This window comes from Actinotalea soli (assembly GCF_017565425.1).
GTDB lineage: Bacteria > Actinomycetota > Actinomycetes > Actinomycetales > Cellulomonadaceae > Actinotalea > Actinotalea soli.
The window spans coordinates 119,416-135,239 of the sequence record NZ_JAGEMK010000007.1; the positions used below are offsets into that span (position 1 = coordinate 119,416).

The following is a 15,824-nucleotide window of genomic DNA, read 5'->3' on the forward strand; positions in this document are numbered from 1 at the left end:
GACCGATCGCGGACACACCCGCGGCTGGCTGTGCCGGGTGGCTCCCGGGAGCCTACGGTTGGCCCGTGGCCCGCTCCCCCCTGTCCCTCGCCGCGCTGGCGACGGTCGCGATCCCCCGGCTCGACGTCGTCGACGCCCGCGCCGCGCGACCCTCGGGCGGTGACGTGGACTCGGCCGTCGTGATCGACGCCGCAGGCCGTCGCTGGGTGGTCCGTGCCCCGCGCTCGAGCGCGGCCGGCGCGGCCCTCGAGGCCGAGGTCGCCCTGCTGAGCCGTCTGATGGAGCACGTCGACGCCGATCGCCTGCCCTTCGACGTGCCGCGGCCCGTGGGCTTCGCCCCGCTGCCCGAGGGCGGGCGCGCGGTGGTGCACCCCCAGCTCAAGGGTCGCCCTTTGGCCCTCGAGCTGCTGGGACCCGGACCAGGGCTCGCGGCCCAGGTCGGCCGCGCGATCGGCGCCCTCCACGAGCTCCCCGAGCAGACCGTCGAGGACGCCGGCCTCCCGGTCTACGAGGCCGAGGCGTACCGCCAGCGCCGCCTCTCCGAGGTGGACGAGGCAGCCCGTACGGGGTACGTGCCGGCTGGGCTGCTGCGCCGCTGGGAGCGGGCCCTCGAGGACGTCGCCCTGTGGCGCTTCCGACCGACGGTGGTCCACGGGGACCTGTCCTCGGAGCAGGTGCTGTGCTCGCGGGAGGCCCCGACCGGGATCCTCGGCTGGTCCGAGGCCAAGGTCGCCGACCCTGCCGACGACCTCGCCTGGTTGCTGGTGGCGGCCCCGCAGGAGGCGGTGGACCCGATCGTCGAGGCCTACACCCTGCGCCGGACCGAGACCAGCGACCGCCACCTCGTCGAGCGCGCGATGCTGGCGGGCGAGCTCGCCCTGGCCCGGTGGCTGCTGCACGGCGTACGCAACGACAGCGCCGAGGTCGTCGACGACGCGACCGCCATGCTGGTCGAGCTGGACGAGCAGACCTCGGCCGAAGAGGCACCCGTGGTGACCGCTCCCGGCTTCGCCTCGGCGGGCTTCTCCTCGGCCGGCTCCTCCCTCGAGGAGGACGCTGCGGCGGCCGACGAGCCCGGACCGCCGAGCGGCTCAGGGCCGTCGCACGACCCCGCCCCCGACGGCCCTGAGCCGGACGACTCCACTCCCGAGGGCTCAGCCCCCGAGGGCTCAGCCCCCGAAGGCTCAGCCCCGGAGGCCCTCTCCCCGGGAGACTCGCTCGGGGAGCCTCAGCCCCGGTCCTGACCGCGCACGAGGGCCTCGATCTCGGCCTCCTCGAGGAGCCGCTGGGGCCGGACCGTCTCGTCGGCCGCCACGTAGTAGAACGCCGCACGGACCTGGTCGAGGGGGGTGCCCGTCCATCGGGACCAGGCGAGCCGGTAGACGGCGAGCTGCAGCTCGCGGTGCCCGGCCGCGGCCGGGTCCTGCGGGGGGCGCCCGGTCTTCCAGTCGACGACGACGACCCCTCCGGGGACCTCGGGGTCGGTGAAGACGGCGTCGATCCGGGAGCGGACCATCACATCACCGACCGGGGTCTCGACGTCGACCTCGATGGCCAGCGGGCTGCGACGGGCCCAGGGCGAGGCCAGGAAGGTGCTGCGCAGCTGCTCGAGGTCCTCGTCCTCACGGAGGGACTCGTCGTCGGCGCCGGGCAGCGTGTCGACGTCCACGAGCGCCGCTGACCCGAAGTAGCTCTCGACCCACGCGTGGAAGAGGGTCCCACGTCGGGCGTGCACCGAGGGGGCTAGAGGTACGGGACGGCGCAGCTGGAGCGCGAAGCCCTCGCGGTCTCCGGCCAGCCGGACCACGGCCGAGGCCGACAGGTGCGCGGGCAGGGCGACAGCCGAGCGGTCCGCGTGGGTCCGGTGGCGCTCGTCCAGGAGCAGGTCGACGACCTGGGCGAGGTCGGAGTCCTCGTGCTCCGGCCCGTCGGGCCCAGCAGGGCCGTCACGACCAGCAGCAGCGGCCGCGGCGGCGACGGCCGCCTCGACGGCCGCCGCGGCCTGGGCGAGTCGGGCCTGCCGGGCCGCCCCGAAGGGCTGCTCGACGGGCCAGTGCGGGTGCTCCCCCGGTTCGGGCTCGGGCTTGACCGGGGTGCGGACCTGGCCGTCGGGCCCCGGTGCCGCTGGGTCGGGGGCGAGCTCGAGGAGGGGCACGAGGTCCTCGGTGAGCTCGTGGAGGAAGGCCGAGGGACCGGTGGGCCGGCTGCCATCACGCCACCACGACCCGCTGAGCTGGAGCAGGCTCCGAGCCCTGGTCAGGGCCACGTAGGCGAGGCGGCGCTCCTCGGCCAGCTGGTGGTCGCCGTGGGCCAGGCGGTACTCCTCGAGACGCCCCGCGAGGTCGGCGACCTCGAGCCCCGGGGCCAGGTCGACGTCGGGCAGGCTGTCGCGGTCCCCTCGCAGGGAGGTCGGCAAGGAGCCGTGGTCCTTGATCCAGCCTGAGGTGCGCGGCTGGCTCGGGAAGGAGCGCTCGACGAGCCCCGGGACCGCGACCACGTCCCACTCGAGTCCCTTCGAGGCGTGCACCGTGAGGAGCTGCACCGCGTGCGGGTCCATCTCGGCGACGGGGGCCTCGAGACCACGCTCCTCGCGCTGGGCGGCCTCGAGCCAGGCCAGGAAGGCGCCCAGCGTGCCGGTCTCGCTCGTGTCGCTGAAGGAGGCCGCGACCGAGCGGAAGGCGTCGAGGTTGGCCCGTGCGCCGGCGGGGCTGACCCCGGGACGGGAGGCCACCTCGATGTCGAGGCCCAGCAGGCGCTCGGCCTCTCCCACGAGGTCCACGACGGGCAGGAAGGTCTGGCTGCGCAGGGTCCGTAGCACCGCGGCGAGGTCGGCCAGGCGGCCACGGCCCACCTCGGAGAGGGAGCGGTCGCGCCTGCTGCGCCATCCCGGCCGGGGAAGGTCGTCGAGGGCGTCGACGAGACTTCGCTCGTCGACGACGTCCGCCTCGCTCTCTGGGGCCGGGTCCGCGGATCGGCCGCCGGGGCGCGGTCCGGCGAGCTCGGCCGACCAGTCGTTCAGGGCGTGCAGGTCCGCCAGCCCGAGCCGGGCGCGGGGCCCGGTGAGCAGTCGCATCAGGGAGTCTCCCCGCGACGGGTCGTGCGCGGCCTCGAGGGCGGCGACGAGGTCGACCACCTCCGGGGTGCTGAGCAGCCCGCCCAGACCCACCACCTCGACGGCGAGCCCCGCCTCGAGCAGGGCGGCCTGGAGCGCGGGGAACTGGGCCCGACGACGGCACAGCACCGCGGCGGTGGGCTCGGGCTCCTCCGGCCGACGCAAGGCAGCCCTGCCCGCGACGACGAACTCCGCGACGGCGCGGGCCTCGTCCTCGACGGTCTCGAGGTACACGGCCTTGACCTCGCCGGCCCCGGCCCCCGGGCGGGGGGCGAGCTCCGGGAGGGCGATGGGCGAACCGGCGCGCAGCGGTGCGGCGACGAGGTTCGCGGCGGCGAGCACCGCGCGGTCGTTGCGCCAGGAGGTCGCCAGGGCCAGCACCTCGGTCGGGCGGTCCGCCCCGGGGAAGTGGTCGGGGAAGCGCGCCAGGCCCCCGGCACTCGCCCCGCGCCAGCCGTAGATGGCCTGGTGCGGGTCCCCCACCGCGGTGACGGGGTGGCCCCGGCCCGCGCCGGTGCCCGAGCCGAACAGGTGGCGCAGCAGCTCGAGCTGGGCGACCGAGGTGTCCTGGTACTCGTCGAGCAGCACCACCCCGTACCGCGCCCGCTCCCCCGCGCCGACCTCGGGGACCTCGCGCGCGAGCCGGGCCGCCACCGCGACCTGGTCGGCGAAGTCCATGACGTCGTCCTCCCGCTTGCGCTCGGCGAAGGCCTCGACGAGGTCGACCAGCCGTGAGCGCAGCTGCAGAGAGGCGCGGACCTCCTGCACGAGCCTGGTCTGCGTGGCCGTGACCTTGGCCAGGGTCGGGGCCTCCGCGATCCGGTCGACCAGCCGCTGCGCCTCGTGGCGGAGGGCCTCGGGCTCGACGAGGTGCTCGGCGAGCGCCCCGGCGAGGTCGAGGACAGCGGTCGTGATGGTCGAGGGGGCGAGGTCGACCTCGAGGTCGCTGGTCCACTGCTCGACGAGATCGTGGGCGAGCTGCCACCGCCCGGCCTCGCCGAGCAGCCGGGCGGAGGGCTCGAGACCCAGGCGCAGGGCGTGGTCGCCGACGAGCCCGGCGGCGTACGCGTTGTACGTCGAGACGGTAGGGACGGCCAGCGCCGAGCGGCGGGCGTCCTGGCCGAGGGCGAGGCGGACCGCCCGCAGGCGTCGCCGGACCCGGTCGGAGAGCTCGCCCGCGGCCTTGCGGGTGAAGGTCAGCCCGAGCACCTGCTCGGCGTCGACCAGGCCGTTGACGATGAGGAAGACGACCCGCGAGGCCATGGTCTCGGTCTTGCCCGAGCCCGCCCCGGCGACGACCAGGAGGGGCTCGAGAGGAGCCTCGATCACCGCGACCTGCTCATCGGTCGGGCGGTGCTGACCGAGCATCTCGGCGATCTGCACCGCGCGGAGCTGCAGGGTGTCGGTGCGGGGGGTGCTCATGCGCCGACCACGCGCCCCTCGGGCTGCACCGGGCAGGAGCGGCTCACGGGGCAGGTGCGGCACAGGGCGTTGACCGTCGCGGTCGGGGCCGAGCGGGTGACGGCTTCGACGACCTCCTCGAGCATCCCCTCGACCCAGCGGGGGTCCTCGTCCTCCGTGGGAGCGACCTGCTCCCGCCCGGCCCAGGTCTTGTTCGCCGTGCCGACGTAGACGAGGGAGGCGCCGCCGCTGGTGCTGCCCGGTGCCAGGTGCTCGAACGCCCCCGCCTCCACCGCTGCCTGGTAGGCGCCGAGCTGGGCGTGCCGGGCGGCCTCGCCCTTGGCCACGGGACTACGCCCGGTCTTGAGGTCCACGACCCGCAGCCGGGGTCGGCCGTCAGGGCCGTCCTCAGCGCGTTCGAGCCGGTCGACGCTCCCCCGCAGGACCACCCGGCCGAGCTCGACGTGGAAGGGTTCCTCGACCGCGACCACCGCACCCGCGGTACGCAGGTAGGCCGCGAGGTGCCGGATCATCGCCGCGGCCCGGCGGCGCTGGACCGACCCGACCCAGCCCTCGGCGAGGCCGAGCCGGGACCAGCGTTCGTCGAGGGCCGCGGCGAGCTCGGCCTCGGTGCCGGTCGGCAGGGCTGCGGCGATCTCGTGCACGAGGGTCCCCAGGGACTGCTCACGGGAGTCCGCGGCCCTGCCCCCGGCGGCCTCGAGGGCCCAGCGCAGGGCGCAGGAGGAGGCCGACTCGAGGGTCGAGGGGCTCAGCGGCACCGGCTCCTCCTCGGACCAGAGCGGGGCCGTGGTCGAGAGCGCCGTGGTGCCGTACCACTGGTCGGGACGCGCACCGGGGACGGCGTGGGCCACGAGGCGGGCCAGGAGCCGGGCCGCCGGGTGGTCCGGCCCAGGCACGACGCCGTCCGCGAGGGCGACGCCCTCGAGCTCGGCGCGGCACTGGGCCACGACGGCACGCAGGTCGAGGCCCGGGGGGACGGTGGTGAGCCGGTGGTCCGGGCCCTCGTCCTGCGGACCCGGGTCGATCAGGTCCACCAGGCCGGAGGGCTGGTGATCGGTGTCCCGCACGGCGGTCACGACGAGCTGTCGCCGGGCGCGAGAGGTCGCGACCGCAAACGCCCGCAGCTCGTCGTCGAGCACCGCGGCGCGGGCCTCGGCCGCCGCGGAGGCCCCGTCACCTGCGACCCCCGGGACGCCCCGGCCCGAGAGCAGGTCGACGAGCTGCTGCGCACCGAGCATCGAGTCCCGCAGACGCAGGTCGGGCCACGTCCCCTCCTGGACCCCGGCGACCACCACGACCTCCCACTCGCCGCCGGCCGCTCCGGCCGCGGTGAGCAGGGCGACGGACTCGGCGGTGTCGCCGTGCGCGGCGAGGGAGTCCGCCGGCAGGTCCTGCGAGCGCAGGTGCTCGAGGAAGGCCTCGGCCGGGGCCTGGGGCAGCCGGTCGACGAACTGCTCGGCCGCGCGGAACAGCGCGAGCACCGCGTCGAGGTCACGGTCGGCCCGTGCCCCGCCAGGTCCGCCCGCGAGCGCGCTGCGCCGCCAGCCCTCGCCGAGGGCGGCGGTCGACCACAGCGCCCAGAGGACGTCCAGCACGGACGCCCCGGGGTCGGCCGCGACGGCGCGCCCCGCGGCCAGGACCTGGGCCAGCCGCTGCACGGGCCGGCGCACGGTGGCCGGCAGGGTGTGGGCGCGGCCCGGCTCGGCGAGCACCTCGGCGAGCAGGGGGTCGCTCGAACGACCGCCCCCGGCCGCGAGCTCCTCGGCGCGCAGGGCGCGACGCACGCGGCGCAGGCCCACCGCGTCGAGCCCGCCGAGCGGGGACGTGAGCAGCAACGACGCGACCTCGGCGTCGAGGGCCTCAGGGTCGAGGACGCAGGCCAAGGCGTCGAGCAACGGGCGCACGGCCGGCTCGGCGCGGAGCGGGACGTCGCTGCCCACCACCGCCACGGGAACCTGCGCGGCGAGCAACGCCCGGCGCAGGGCGGTGACCTGGGCCCCCGAGCGCACCACGACGGCCATCGCGCTCCACGGCACCCCGTCGTGCAGGCGGGCCGCGCGCAGCACGTAGGCCACGTAGGCGGCCTCCTGGGCCTCCGAGCGCAGCAGGCGCACCTCGGCGGTGCCGGGCAGCCCGGGGTCGCCGTCGACGCGGCGGTGCTCGCGCACCGGGCCGCGGATCTGCTCGGTGACGGTGCGGACGGCGGTGCGCAGGACGGCGCCGTGGCGCCACACGCGCCCGAGGCCGACCTCGACGGCCCCGAAGGCGCCGAGCTCGCTGCCGGGGGGGAGCCCCGCCCTGTCGACCAGCCCTGGGGAGGCCCCGCGGAAGGTCTGGACCGCGGCGTCCGGGTCGGCGAGGAGGACGAGGTCGGCGCCGTCCTCGGCCATGACGTGCAGCAGCCGTGCGGTGGCCGCGGTGGCCTCCTGGTAGTCGTCGACCACGACGAGCTGCCAGCGCGGTCGCGGGGTGCCCGGGACCTCGGCCTCCCAGGACCGCAGGGCCTCGGCGGCTTCGTCGACCACCACGGCGGCGTCGAAGCGTGCCCCCGTGTCCGGGGTCCCGGTGCGCAGGCGGGTGACCTCGAGGTACTCGCGGTAGACGGTGGCGGCCGCGACCCACTCGGGACGGTCGTGCCGCCGTCCGAGCCGATGCAGGTCCTCCGGACGCAGGCCACGCTCGGCGGCACGCATGAGCAGGTCCCGCAGCTCGTCGCGGAAGGCCCGCAGGCCCAGAGCCCCCTCAGGGACGCGGGCCGGCCAGGTGACCCCGGCTCCCTCCCCCGCCGCGTGACCCTCGAGGAGGTCGGCCAGGACGAGGTCCTGCTCGGGCCCGCTGATCAGGGCGGGGGGCGGCTCACCGACCAGTGCGGCCCGGGCACGCAGCACCGCGAAGGCCGCCGAGGAGGCGGTGCGGACGACAGGCCGCCCGGAGGTCTGGCGCAGTCGCGCCGAGAGCTCGTCCCGGAGCGTGGCAGCGGATCGTCGGGTGGGCGCCAGGAGGAGGACCTTCTCGGCGTCGACCTCGCCCCGCTCGATCCGGTCGGCGACGATCTCGAGGGCCGTCGTCGTCCGCCCGGTGCCTGCCGCGCCGCGCACCAGGAGCGCGGGACCGCGGTGGTCGACCGCCCGCTGCTGGTCGGGGTCGAGGGAGTGCCGCGGCGCGGACGGCGCCGGAGGGCGCAGGGTCACGGGGGCGAGCACGGGACGATCCCATCACAGCCCACCGACAGCCCGGGCCGTCGGCCTCGCCCGTCAGGTCTCCCCGGGGACCTCGACCTCGGGGAACGGCCACCCGTTGGGCACGCACGGCGCGACCTCGACGGTCTGCTGCTGCATCAGGGGGGCGAGCTCGCCCTCGGCCGGGCAGTCGACGTGCCCGTGGCCGAGCAGGTGCCCCACCTCGTGGTTGATCAGGTACTCGCGGTACTGCGTGCGGTCCTCGAACTCCGTGGTCGCCCGCACCCAGCGCATGTGGTTGATCACGGCCTTGCCCGCGATCGCGCACGAGTACAGGCCGCGGGTGTCGAGCGGGGCGCAGGTCTGGTCGACCGTCCCGGGCGAGACGAGCTGGACCCGGTGCTGCGCCTCGCCGTCGGTCCGGGCGAAGCTGACCGAGCCGTCCGCCCCCCAGCCGCGGGGGTCGTTGAGGATCCGCATGACGGTCGCGCCGAAGAGCTGGGGGTCGATGTCGAGCCCCTCCTCGACCTCGACCCGGACCGTCTGCACGGGCCGGGTCGGGTCCGGGGCCTCCTGCTCACCGGGCACGACGACGAGCTCCCCCGAACCGGTCTCCGGCACGTCGGTGCTGAGCAGCCCCGCCTCCCGGTCCGCCAGCGTGAGCCCGTCGGCGTCGACCGCGTCCGGGTCGGGCTCAGGCTCGACGGGGGTGGGTGCGGGCAGCGGTGTCGGCGGCACGAGCTCGACCGGGTCGGGGACCTCCGGCAGCCCAGAGCCGTCGACCCGCCACAGTCCCTGACCGGCTGCGGCGGCGTCCTCGGCCGGGGCCGGGGCGGGGGTCGGCGACGGGGTGCCGACGGCCTCGCGCGCGTCGTCCGGGGAGATCACCCCGAGGGCCGAGGCCTGGGGCTGCGGTCCGACGACGCGGTCCAGGGCCGCGCCGGCGCCGAGGCCTGCGCCCAGGGAGAGGATCCCGGCTGTCGCGAGGGTCATCGCCCCGAAGCCCGGGCCGCGGCGACGCCGACCGTGGTGCCCGTGGCGCGGTCCGTCGGCGCTCGTCGGGGCCGCCGCGCGGGCGCGGCGGGGCTGAGCGGGGCGGACGACCACGCCTCATGGTCGCATCCCCGAGCATCCGCCGCAGCCGAGCCCGTGCCCTGGCTCCGCCGGAGGACCCGGACCGCGCTGCCCGGACCGCGCTGCCCGGACCGCGCTGCCCGGCTCGCCCGGCGGCGCCGCCCGGCTCGACCGCGGCCCGCCGTCGGACCCGCTGACTAGCATCAGGAGGTGCCCGCACCCTCGAACCGACCGCGCGCCACACGCATGCCCCGTGACGCGCGACGCGCCCAGGTCCTCGAGGTCGCCCAGGAGCTCTTCGCCCGCGAGGGCTTCCACCACGTCTCGATGGACGACATCGCCGACCGGGCCGCGGTCAGCAAGCCCGTCCTGTACCGCCACTTCCCGTCCAAGCTCGACCTCTACCTCGAGGTCGTCGACCACCGCGGGGTCGGCCTGGTCACCGCGATCGAGGACGCCCTGACCACCGTCCGGGCCGGTGCGCCCCCTGACGGCCGGTCCGTGGTGCGGGCGATCGTGCGCGCCATCGTCGAGTTCGTGGAGGACGCCGGCGAGTCCTTCTCGCTGCTCTTCGAGTCCGACGTGACCCGCGACGCCGACGTCCGCCGGCGCGTCGAGCAGGCCTCGCAGGACGCGGCTCGCGCCATCCGTCGAGGGCTCGAGGGCCTCGCCGGGCTGCCGGCCGCGCACGCCGAGCTGCTGAGTGCCGCCCTGGTCGGCATGACGCGGGTCGCGGCGACCTCCCGCTACCGCTCGGGCGACGTCCCGGTGGAGGACGCCGTCGAGCTCGTCACGAGCCTGGCCTGGCGCGGGGTCGCCGGTCTCGTCAGGGAGCGTCCCGACACGACCTAGGATGACCGGGCAGGAGAACCGGACCTTCAGGAGGCGATGGGCGTGGAGATCACGATCGGCGTGCAGAACGTGGCACGAGAGCTGGTGGTCGAGACCGACCAGCCGTCGGAGAAGGTGGCCAAGGACGTGCTCAAGGCCCTCGAGGTGGGCGCACCGGTGGACATCACCGACGCCAAGGGTCGGCGGGTCATCGTCCCCGCGAGCACCGTCGCGTACGTGGAGCTCGGTGGCGAGGAGGCCCGCAAGGTGGGTTTCCACAACATCTGAGCAGGATCCGCAGCACCCGGGTGGGGCGTCAGGGCGTGAGGCCCAGGCGCTCCATCCGGCGTGAGTGCTCGGCCGTCAGCACGGCGAAGAGCCGCTGCTGGGCCTCCCCGGGCACGACGTCGTCGTCCATCGTCTGCATGAGCAGGTCGCGCATCCGCGGGTGCGCCGCGAGGACGCCCTGGACCGCCCCGAGGGACTCCCCCACCAGCCGTCGCCCCCACAGGGCGAGCCGAGAGGCGAGGGTCGCGTCCTGGGCCCCGGCCTCGCTCAGGGCCGTGACCACGAGCCCGGCGTGCCCGTCGTCCCCCAGCACCTGGACCACCAGGTCACGGGTCGTCGGGTCGAGCGGGGCCGCGACCATCCGGCAGAAGTCGTCCGCCACCCCGTAACCCACGTAGGCCTTCAGCAGCCGCTCCCACCAGGTCGAGGGCTCGGTGCGACGGTCGAACTCGACGAGCACCCCCGCGAAGGGCTGCATGACGGGCTGCAGCTCGCCGCCCAGCTCACCCACGCGGTCCGAGACCTGCTCGAGGCGCTCGAGGGCCATCCCCGCCATCCGGCTCAGCTCGAGCCGCTGGTCCAGCGAGGGGGCCAGGGTGGCGTCGGCGGCGAGCCGGGAGAAGGCCGCGAGCTCGCTGTAGGCGAGCATCCCCAGGACCGCGAGGGCGTTGTCCGGGCCTGCGTCGGCGGTGGGTTCGCTCATGGCGCCAGGCTAGTGCCCGCGCGCCGGGGGCGGTCGTGCCGGGGCGCGTGAGCACCGTCCGCTAGCATGACCGTGTTCAGCGGTTGACCGGTCGTCCCGAAACACCCGCCCGCCGGGCGGAACCCCGCGCTCGACGCGGAGCTCCCGGCCCAGGGCGCGCCCTCCACGATCGGCTGCCGGACCCGCCCGCGGCGCGGCCCGCTCCCGGTGCGACCCAGCGTCGCACGGAGCGTGTGGCCCCGCGGTCCATACCGTGAGGTTCATCCATGACCAGCACCGACGACCAGCTCAACGCGCCCGACGTCGCCGAGCTCCCCGTGCCCGAGGCCGGGGTCCTGGCCGACGAGGCGCTCGCCCCCGGCATCCCGACCATCGAGGAGGCGCCCGAGCAGCACGCGCGCCACTCCACCGTCCAGGCCGCCGGCGCCACCTTCGCCGACTTCGACGTGCGTCCCGAGATCGTCGCGGCCCTCGCCGACGCGGGGATCACGACCCCCTTCCCGATCCAGGCGATGACCCTGCCGGTAGCCCTCGCGGGCCACGACATCATCGGCCAGGCCAAGACCGGTACCGGCAAGACCCTCGGCTTCGGCATCCCGCTGCTCAGCCGGGTGATCGGCCCCGACGAGGACGGCTACGACGAGCTTCCCGCCCCGGGCAAGCCCCAGGCCCTGGTCATCGTCCCGACCCGTGAGCTCGCGGTGCAGGTCGCCGGGGACCTCGACACGGCCTCGCGCCGACGCAACGTCCGCGTCCTGCAGATCTACGGCGGCCGGGCGTACGAGCCCCAGGTCGAGTCCCTCACCCGCGGGGTCGAGGTCGTCGTCGGGACGCCGGGTCGCATGATCGACCTCATGAACCAGGGGCACCTGGACCTCAGCCGTGCCAGGACCGTCGTGCTCGACGAGGCCGACGAGATGCTCGACCTCGGGTTCCTGCCCGACGTCGAGAAGCTCCTGGGCCGTACCCCCGCCTCGCGGCACACCATGCTCTTCTCGGCGACGATGCCGGGCGCGGTCGTCTCGATGGCCCGCCGCTACATGACCCAGCCCACGCACATCCGGGCCACCGACCCCGACGACGGCGGTGCGACCCTCAAGGCGATCAAGCAGGTCGTCTACCGCGCGCACGCGCTGGACAAGGTCGAGGTCCTCGCCCGGATCCTGCAGTCCGAGGGCCGCGGCCTGACCATCGTCTTCGCCCGGACCAAGCGCACCGCCGCGAAGGTGGCGGACGACCTCGCCGAGCGCGGCTTCGCCTCGGGCGCGATCCACGGCGACCTGGGCCAGGGCGCCCGCGAGCAGGCCCTGCGCGCCTTCCGCTCGGGCAAGATCGACGTCCTCGTCGCGACGGACGTCGCGGCCCGCGGCATCGACGTGGACGACGTCACCCACGTCATCAACTACCAGTGCCCCGAGGACGAGAAGACCTACCTGCACCGCACCGGCCGCACGGGCCGCGCAGGGCGCACCGGCACGGCCGTGACCTTCGTCGACTGGGACGACCTGCCGCGCTGGGGCCTGATCGACCGTGCCCTGGACCTCGGGTTCCCCGAGCCGGTCGAGACCTACTCGAGCTCGCCGCACCTCTACACCGAGCTCGACATCCCCGAGGGCACGAAGGGCCGGCTCCCGGCCTCGGCCCGGACCCGCGCAGGGCTCGACGCCGAGAAGCTCGAGGACCTGGGCGAGACGGGCAAGCGTCACGGCAGCTCCACCGGTGGGCGTGACGGCGGCCGCGGTGGCCGTGACGGCGGCCGTGGGTCCGGCGGCGGGCGCGGCACGGGCCGCGGGGGGGCCGGCGGCGGTCGCGACGGCGGACGTGGCACCGGCGGAGCACGGAGCGAGGGCCCGCGGTCCGAAGAGGGGCGTGGCGAGGGTGGCGGACGCCGCCGTCGGCGCCGCGGCGGTGAGGGCTCGGGCGAGTCCCGCGCGTCGGAGCCCCGCACCTCCGAGGCCCCCCGGGGCACGTCCGGGTCCGAGGCCGCTCCCGCACGTCAGAGCGCGTCGGCGACCGAGGGGGACGGCGGTGCTCGCCGCACGCGGACCCGCCGTCGTACCCGCAGCGGCGGCGGCACCCCCCAGGGCACCGCGACCACCGAGTGAGGTGGCCCACCTGCTGAGGCCGACCACCGGCTGAGGGCGCCGAGCACCAGGACGGGGCGGCTCGCACGGGAACTCCCGTGCGAGCCGCCCCGTCCTGCGTCAGCCCTCGAGGATGAAGGCGCGCACCGCGTCGGCCATGAGCTGCACGGCGATCGCGGCGAGCAGCAGCCCAGCGATCCGGGAGACCAGGATGGTCCCGCTGTCCTTGAGCACGCGGTGGATCACGTTGGCGAACCTCATCGAGAGCCACAGGCACAGGTGCACGGCGATGACGCCGACGGCGATCGCCACCCAGTCGCTCGTCGCCTCGGCCCGCTGGACGAAGACCATGGTGGCGACGATCGCCCCGGGTCCGGCCAGCAGCGGTGTGCCCAGCGGCACCAGCGCCACGTTGACCCCCTTGGTCCCCGAGGGCTCGGGCTCCTCCATCTTGCCCGTCAGCAGCTCCATGGCCACGAGCAGCAGCAGCAGGCCGCCCGAGGCCTGCAGGGCCGGCAACGAGACGTGCATGTAGCTGAGCAGCTGCTGGCCGAAGAGGGCGAAGCTGACGATCACGCCGAAGGCCACGAGGATCGCCTGGCGTGCGGCGCGGCTGCGCTGCTTGCCGGTCATGGCGCCCGTCAGCCCGAGGAAGATCGGGACCGTCCCGGGCGGGTCCATGATGACGAAGAGGGTCACGAAGACCTCGGCCAGCATCCGCAGGTCGATGACGTCGTTCACGGCCGCACCACCGCGATGCGACCGAGCTCCTCGATCCGTGCGAGCACCTCGGGGCTGGTCGTGTTCTCCCCCAGCAGGTTGGGCTTGCCCTGGCCGTGGTAGTCGCTCGAGCCCGTGACCAGCAGCCCGAGCCGGTCCGCGAGCGCGGAGAGGCGGGCGCGGTCGGCGAGGTCGTGGTCGCGGTGCCCCACCTCGATGCCCACCAGCCCGGCCTCGGCCATCGCGGCGACGACGTCGTCGGGCACCACGCTGCCGCGGGCCCTCGCGCCCGGGTGCGCGAGCACGGGCACCCCGCCCGCAGACCTCACCAGCTCGACGGCGAGCACCGCGTCCGGGGCGTGGTGGGGCACGTAGTAGGGCGAGTCCGCCGCGAGGATGCCCGCGAAGGCCGCCGACCGGTCCGCGACGTGCCCGCGGGCGACCAGGGCGTCGGCGATGTGCGGGCGTCCGACGGTGGTGCCGTCCGCGGTCTGGGCCTCGACGTCGGCCCAGGTGATCTCGTGGTCGACGGCGATCCTGGCCACGATGTGCCGGGCACGCTCGAGCCGTGCGGTGCGGGTGCGCTCGGCCTCGGCGAGCAGGGGCGAGTCCGCGGGGTCGTGCAGGTAGCTGAGCAGGTGCACGCTGGTCCCCGCGGCACGGCAGGAGATCTCCTCGCCGCGCACCAGGGCGACCCCGTGCTCGGGCACCGCGGCGGCGGCCTCGGCCCAGCCCGCGGTGGTGTCGTGGTCGGTGAGCGCGAGGACGTCGAGCCCCGCCCGGGCAGCGGCCTCGACCACCTGGGCCGGGGTGTCGGTGCCGTCCGAGACGGTCGAGTGGGTGTGGAGGTCGATGCGCACGGGCCAAGCGTAGGGGTCCCGTGAGGTGCGACGATGGGCCCATGGCTGACCAGACCACCGACCAGCAGGCCCTCGACGAGCGGGCGACCAACCGCTCGCAGCGACCGAGCTCGGCCGCCTTCCTCGAGTTCGTCGCGGACCGCTGGGCCGAGCGCCCCGCGTCCCGCCCGGAGCCCGGCCCAGCAGCCCCGTACACCCTCGTGCGGCGCGGCCGGCTGTCGGCCCTGTTCCCGGGCGAGCGCCTCGTGGTCCCCGCGGGCCCGCTGGTCACGCGGTCCAACGACACCGACTACCGGTTCCGCCCGCACTCGGCCTTCGCGCACCTGACGGGCCTGGGCACCGACCAGGAGCCCGACGCCGTGCTCGTGCTGCACCCGGTCGAGGACGGTCACGAGGCCGTCCTGTACTTCCGCCCCATGGCGGGCCGGGACAGCGAGGAGTTCTTCGCCGACGCGCGCTACGGGGAGTTCTGGGTCGGCGCCCGCCCCTCCCTGGACGACCTCGCCGCGGTCACCGGCATCCCGACCGCCCCCCTCGACGAGCTGGGTGACGCCCTGGCCAAGGACGTGGGGCCCGACGGCGTCCGGGTGCGCGTGGTGCCCGGGGCCGACGACGGCGTCACGGCCACGGTCGACCAGGCCCGGGCCGGCACCGATCTGGACGGCGAGGAGCTCGAGGCGGCCGACGCCGAGCTGGCCGAGGCGCTCTCCGAGCTGCGCCTGGTCAAGGACGCCTTCGAGGTCGAGCAGCTCCGCGCCGCGGTCGACGCGACGATCGCGGGCTTCGAGCGCGTCGTGACGAGCCTGCCCCGCGCCGTGCGGCACCCGCGCGGCGAGCGGGTCATCGAGTCGAGCTTCGACGGCCACGCGCGCGAGGTCGGCAACACCGTGGGCTACGAGACGATCGCGGCCTCGGGGGACCACGCGACCACGCTGCACTGGATCCGCAACGACGGCCAGGTGCACGCCGGTGACCTGGTGCTGGTCGACGCCGGGGTCGAGGTCGAGTCCCTCTACACCGCGGACATCACCCGGACCCTGCCCGTGGACGGGGAGTACACCGAGGTCCAGCGCCGCATCTACACCGCGGTCCTCGACGCGGCCGACGCGGCCTTCGCCGTCGCGCGTCCCGGGTCACGGTTCCGCGACGTGCACGCGGCCGCGATGGAGGTCATCGCGGCCCGGCTCGCCGACTGGGGCCTGCTGCCCGGCACCGCCGAGGAGTCCCTCGAGCCCGAGGGCCAGTTCCACCGGCGCTGGATGGTCCACGGCACGAGCCACCACCTGGGCCTCGACGTGCACGACTGCGCGCAGGCCCGCCGCGAGATGTACCTCGACGCCGTCCTCGAGCCCGGCATGGTCTTCACCATCGAGCCCGGCCTCTACTTCAAGGCCGACGACCTCGCCGTGCCCGAGGAGTACCGGGGCATCGGGGTGCGCATCGAGGACGACGTGCTCATCACGGTCGACGGCCACGAGAACCTCTCCGCGGCCCTGCCCCGCCGCCCCGAGGAGATCGAGGCCTGGATGCGGACGGTCCGCGGGCGCTGAC

11 protein-coding genes are annotated in these 15,824 nt (G+C 75.6%); 5 read left to right on the forward strand and 6 right to left on the reverse strand.

Features of this window, described 5'->3' with window-relative positions:
- The first annotated feature begins 65 nt into the window (after nt 1–65).
- Complete coding sequence (locus tag J4G33_RS13045; RefSeq protein ID WP_307793895.1) at nt 66–1,244, forward strand: macrolide 2'-phosphotransferase; 1,179 nt, start codon at nt 66–68, stop codon at nt 1,242–1,244.
- On the opposite strand, the gene J4G33_RS13050 is transcribed toward J4G33_RS13045, so the two are convergent.
- From J4G33_RS13050 to J4G33_RS13060, 3 genes are read right to left on the reverse strand one after another with little or no spacing between them, the layout of a single operon-like run.
- Nucleotides 1,229–4,534, reverse strand: coding sequence for an ATP-dependent helicase (locus tag J4G33_RS13050; RefSeq protein ID WP_208056414.1), 3,306 nt, complete (start codon nt 4,532–4,534; stop codon nt 1,229–1,231). The genes J4G33_RS13045 and J4G33_RS13050 overlap by 16 nt on opposite strands.
- Nucleotides 4,531–7,737, reverse strand: a complete 3,207-nt coding sequence (locus J4G33_RS13055) for an ATP-dependent helicase (RefSeq protein WP_208056415.1) — start codon at nt 7,735–7,737, stop codon at nt 4,531–4,533. The genes J4G33_RS13050 and J4G33_RS13055 overlap by 4 nt, the downstream gene beginning before the upstream one ends.
- Before the next feature lie 51 nt (nt 7,738–7,788).
- Nucleotides 7,789–8,820, reverse strand: a complete 1,032-nt coding sequence (locus J4G33_RS13060) for a DUF3152 domain-containing protein (RefSeq protein WP_307793896.1) — start codon at nt 8,818–8,820, stop codon at nt 7,789–7,791.
- A 177-nt stretch (nt 8,821–8,997) separates the two neighbouring features.
- On the opposite strand from J4G33_RS13060, the gene J4G33_RS13065 reads away from it, so the two are divergent.
- Complete coding sequence (locus J4G33_RS13065) at nt 8,998–9,639, forward strand: TetR/AcrR family transcriptional regulator (protein WP_307793897.1); 642 nt, start codon at nt 8,998–9,000, stop codon at nt 9,637–9,639.
- A gap of 36 nt (nt 9,640–9,675) precedes the next feature.
- The gene (locus J4G33_RS13070) at nt 9,676–9,906 is read left to right on the forward strand and encodes a DUF3107 domain-containing protein (RefSeq protein WP_243759066.1); all 231 of its coding nucleotides are present in this window, start codon (nt 9,676–9,678) and stop codon (nt 9,904–9,906) included.
- 28 nt (nt 9,907–9,934) lie between these two features.
- Here the strand turns inward: J4G33_RS13070 and J4G33_RS13075 are convergent, their stop codons facing one another.
- Nucleotides 9,935–10,609 (reverse strand): ferritin-like fold-containing protein, encoded by a 675-nt coding sequence (locus J4G33_RS13075; protein ID WP_208056417.1) that lies wholly within the window; start codon nt 10,607–10,609, stop codon nt 9,935–9,937.
- A gap of 266 nt (nt 10,610–10,875) precedes the next feature.
- Here J4G33_RS13075 and J4G33_RS13080 point away from each other — a divergent pair, with 266 nt between their 5' ends.
- Nucleotides 10,876–12,714: a DEAD/DEAH box helicase gene (locus J4G33_RS13080; RefSeq protein ID WP_208056418.1), complete on the forward strand. Its 1,839-nt coding sequence runs from the start codon at nt 10,876–10,878 to the stop codon at nt 12,712–12,714.
- 99 nt (nt 12,715–12,813) lie between these two features.
- On the opposite strand, the gene J4G33_RS13085 is transcribed toward J4G33_RS13080, so the two are convergent.
- Nucleotides 12,814–13,410 (reverse strand): MarC family protein, encoded by a 597-nt coding sequence (locus J4G33_RS13085; protein ID WP_243759096.1) that lies wholly within the window; start codon nt 13,408–13,410, stop codon nt 12,814–12,816.
- 20 nt (nt 13,411–13,430) lie between these two features.
- Nucleotides 13,431–14,273: a PHP domain-containing protein gene (locus J4G33_RS13090; protein ID WP_208056420.1), complete on the reverse strand. Its 843-nt coding sequence runs from the start codon at nt 14,271–14,273 to the stop codon at nt 13,431–13,433.
- A 41-nt stretch (nt 14,274–14,314) separates the two neighbouring features.
- Between J4G33_RS13090 and J4G33_RS13095 the strand changes: the two genes are divergently transcribed.
- Nucleotides 14,315–15,823 (forward strand): aminopeptidase P family protein, encoded by a 1,509-nt coding sequence (locus tag J4G33_RS13095; protein WP_208056421.1) that lies wholly within the window; start codon nt 14,315–14,317, stop codon nt 15,821–15,823.
- Nucleotide 15,824 lies beyond the last annotated feature (1 nt).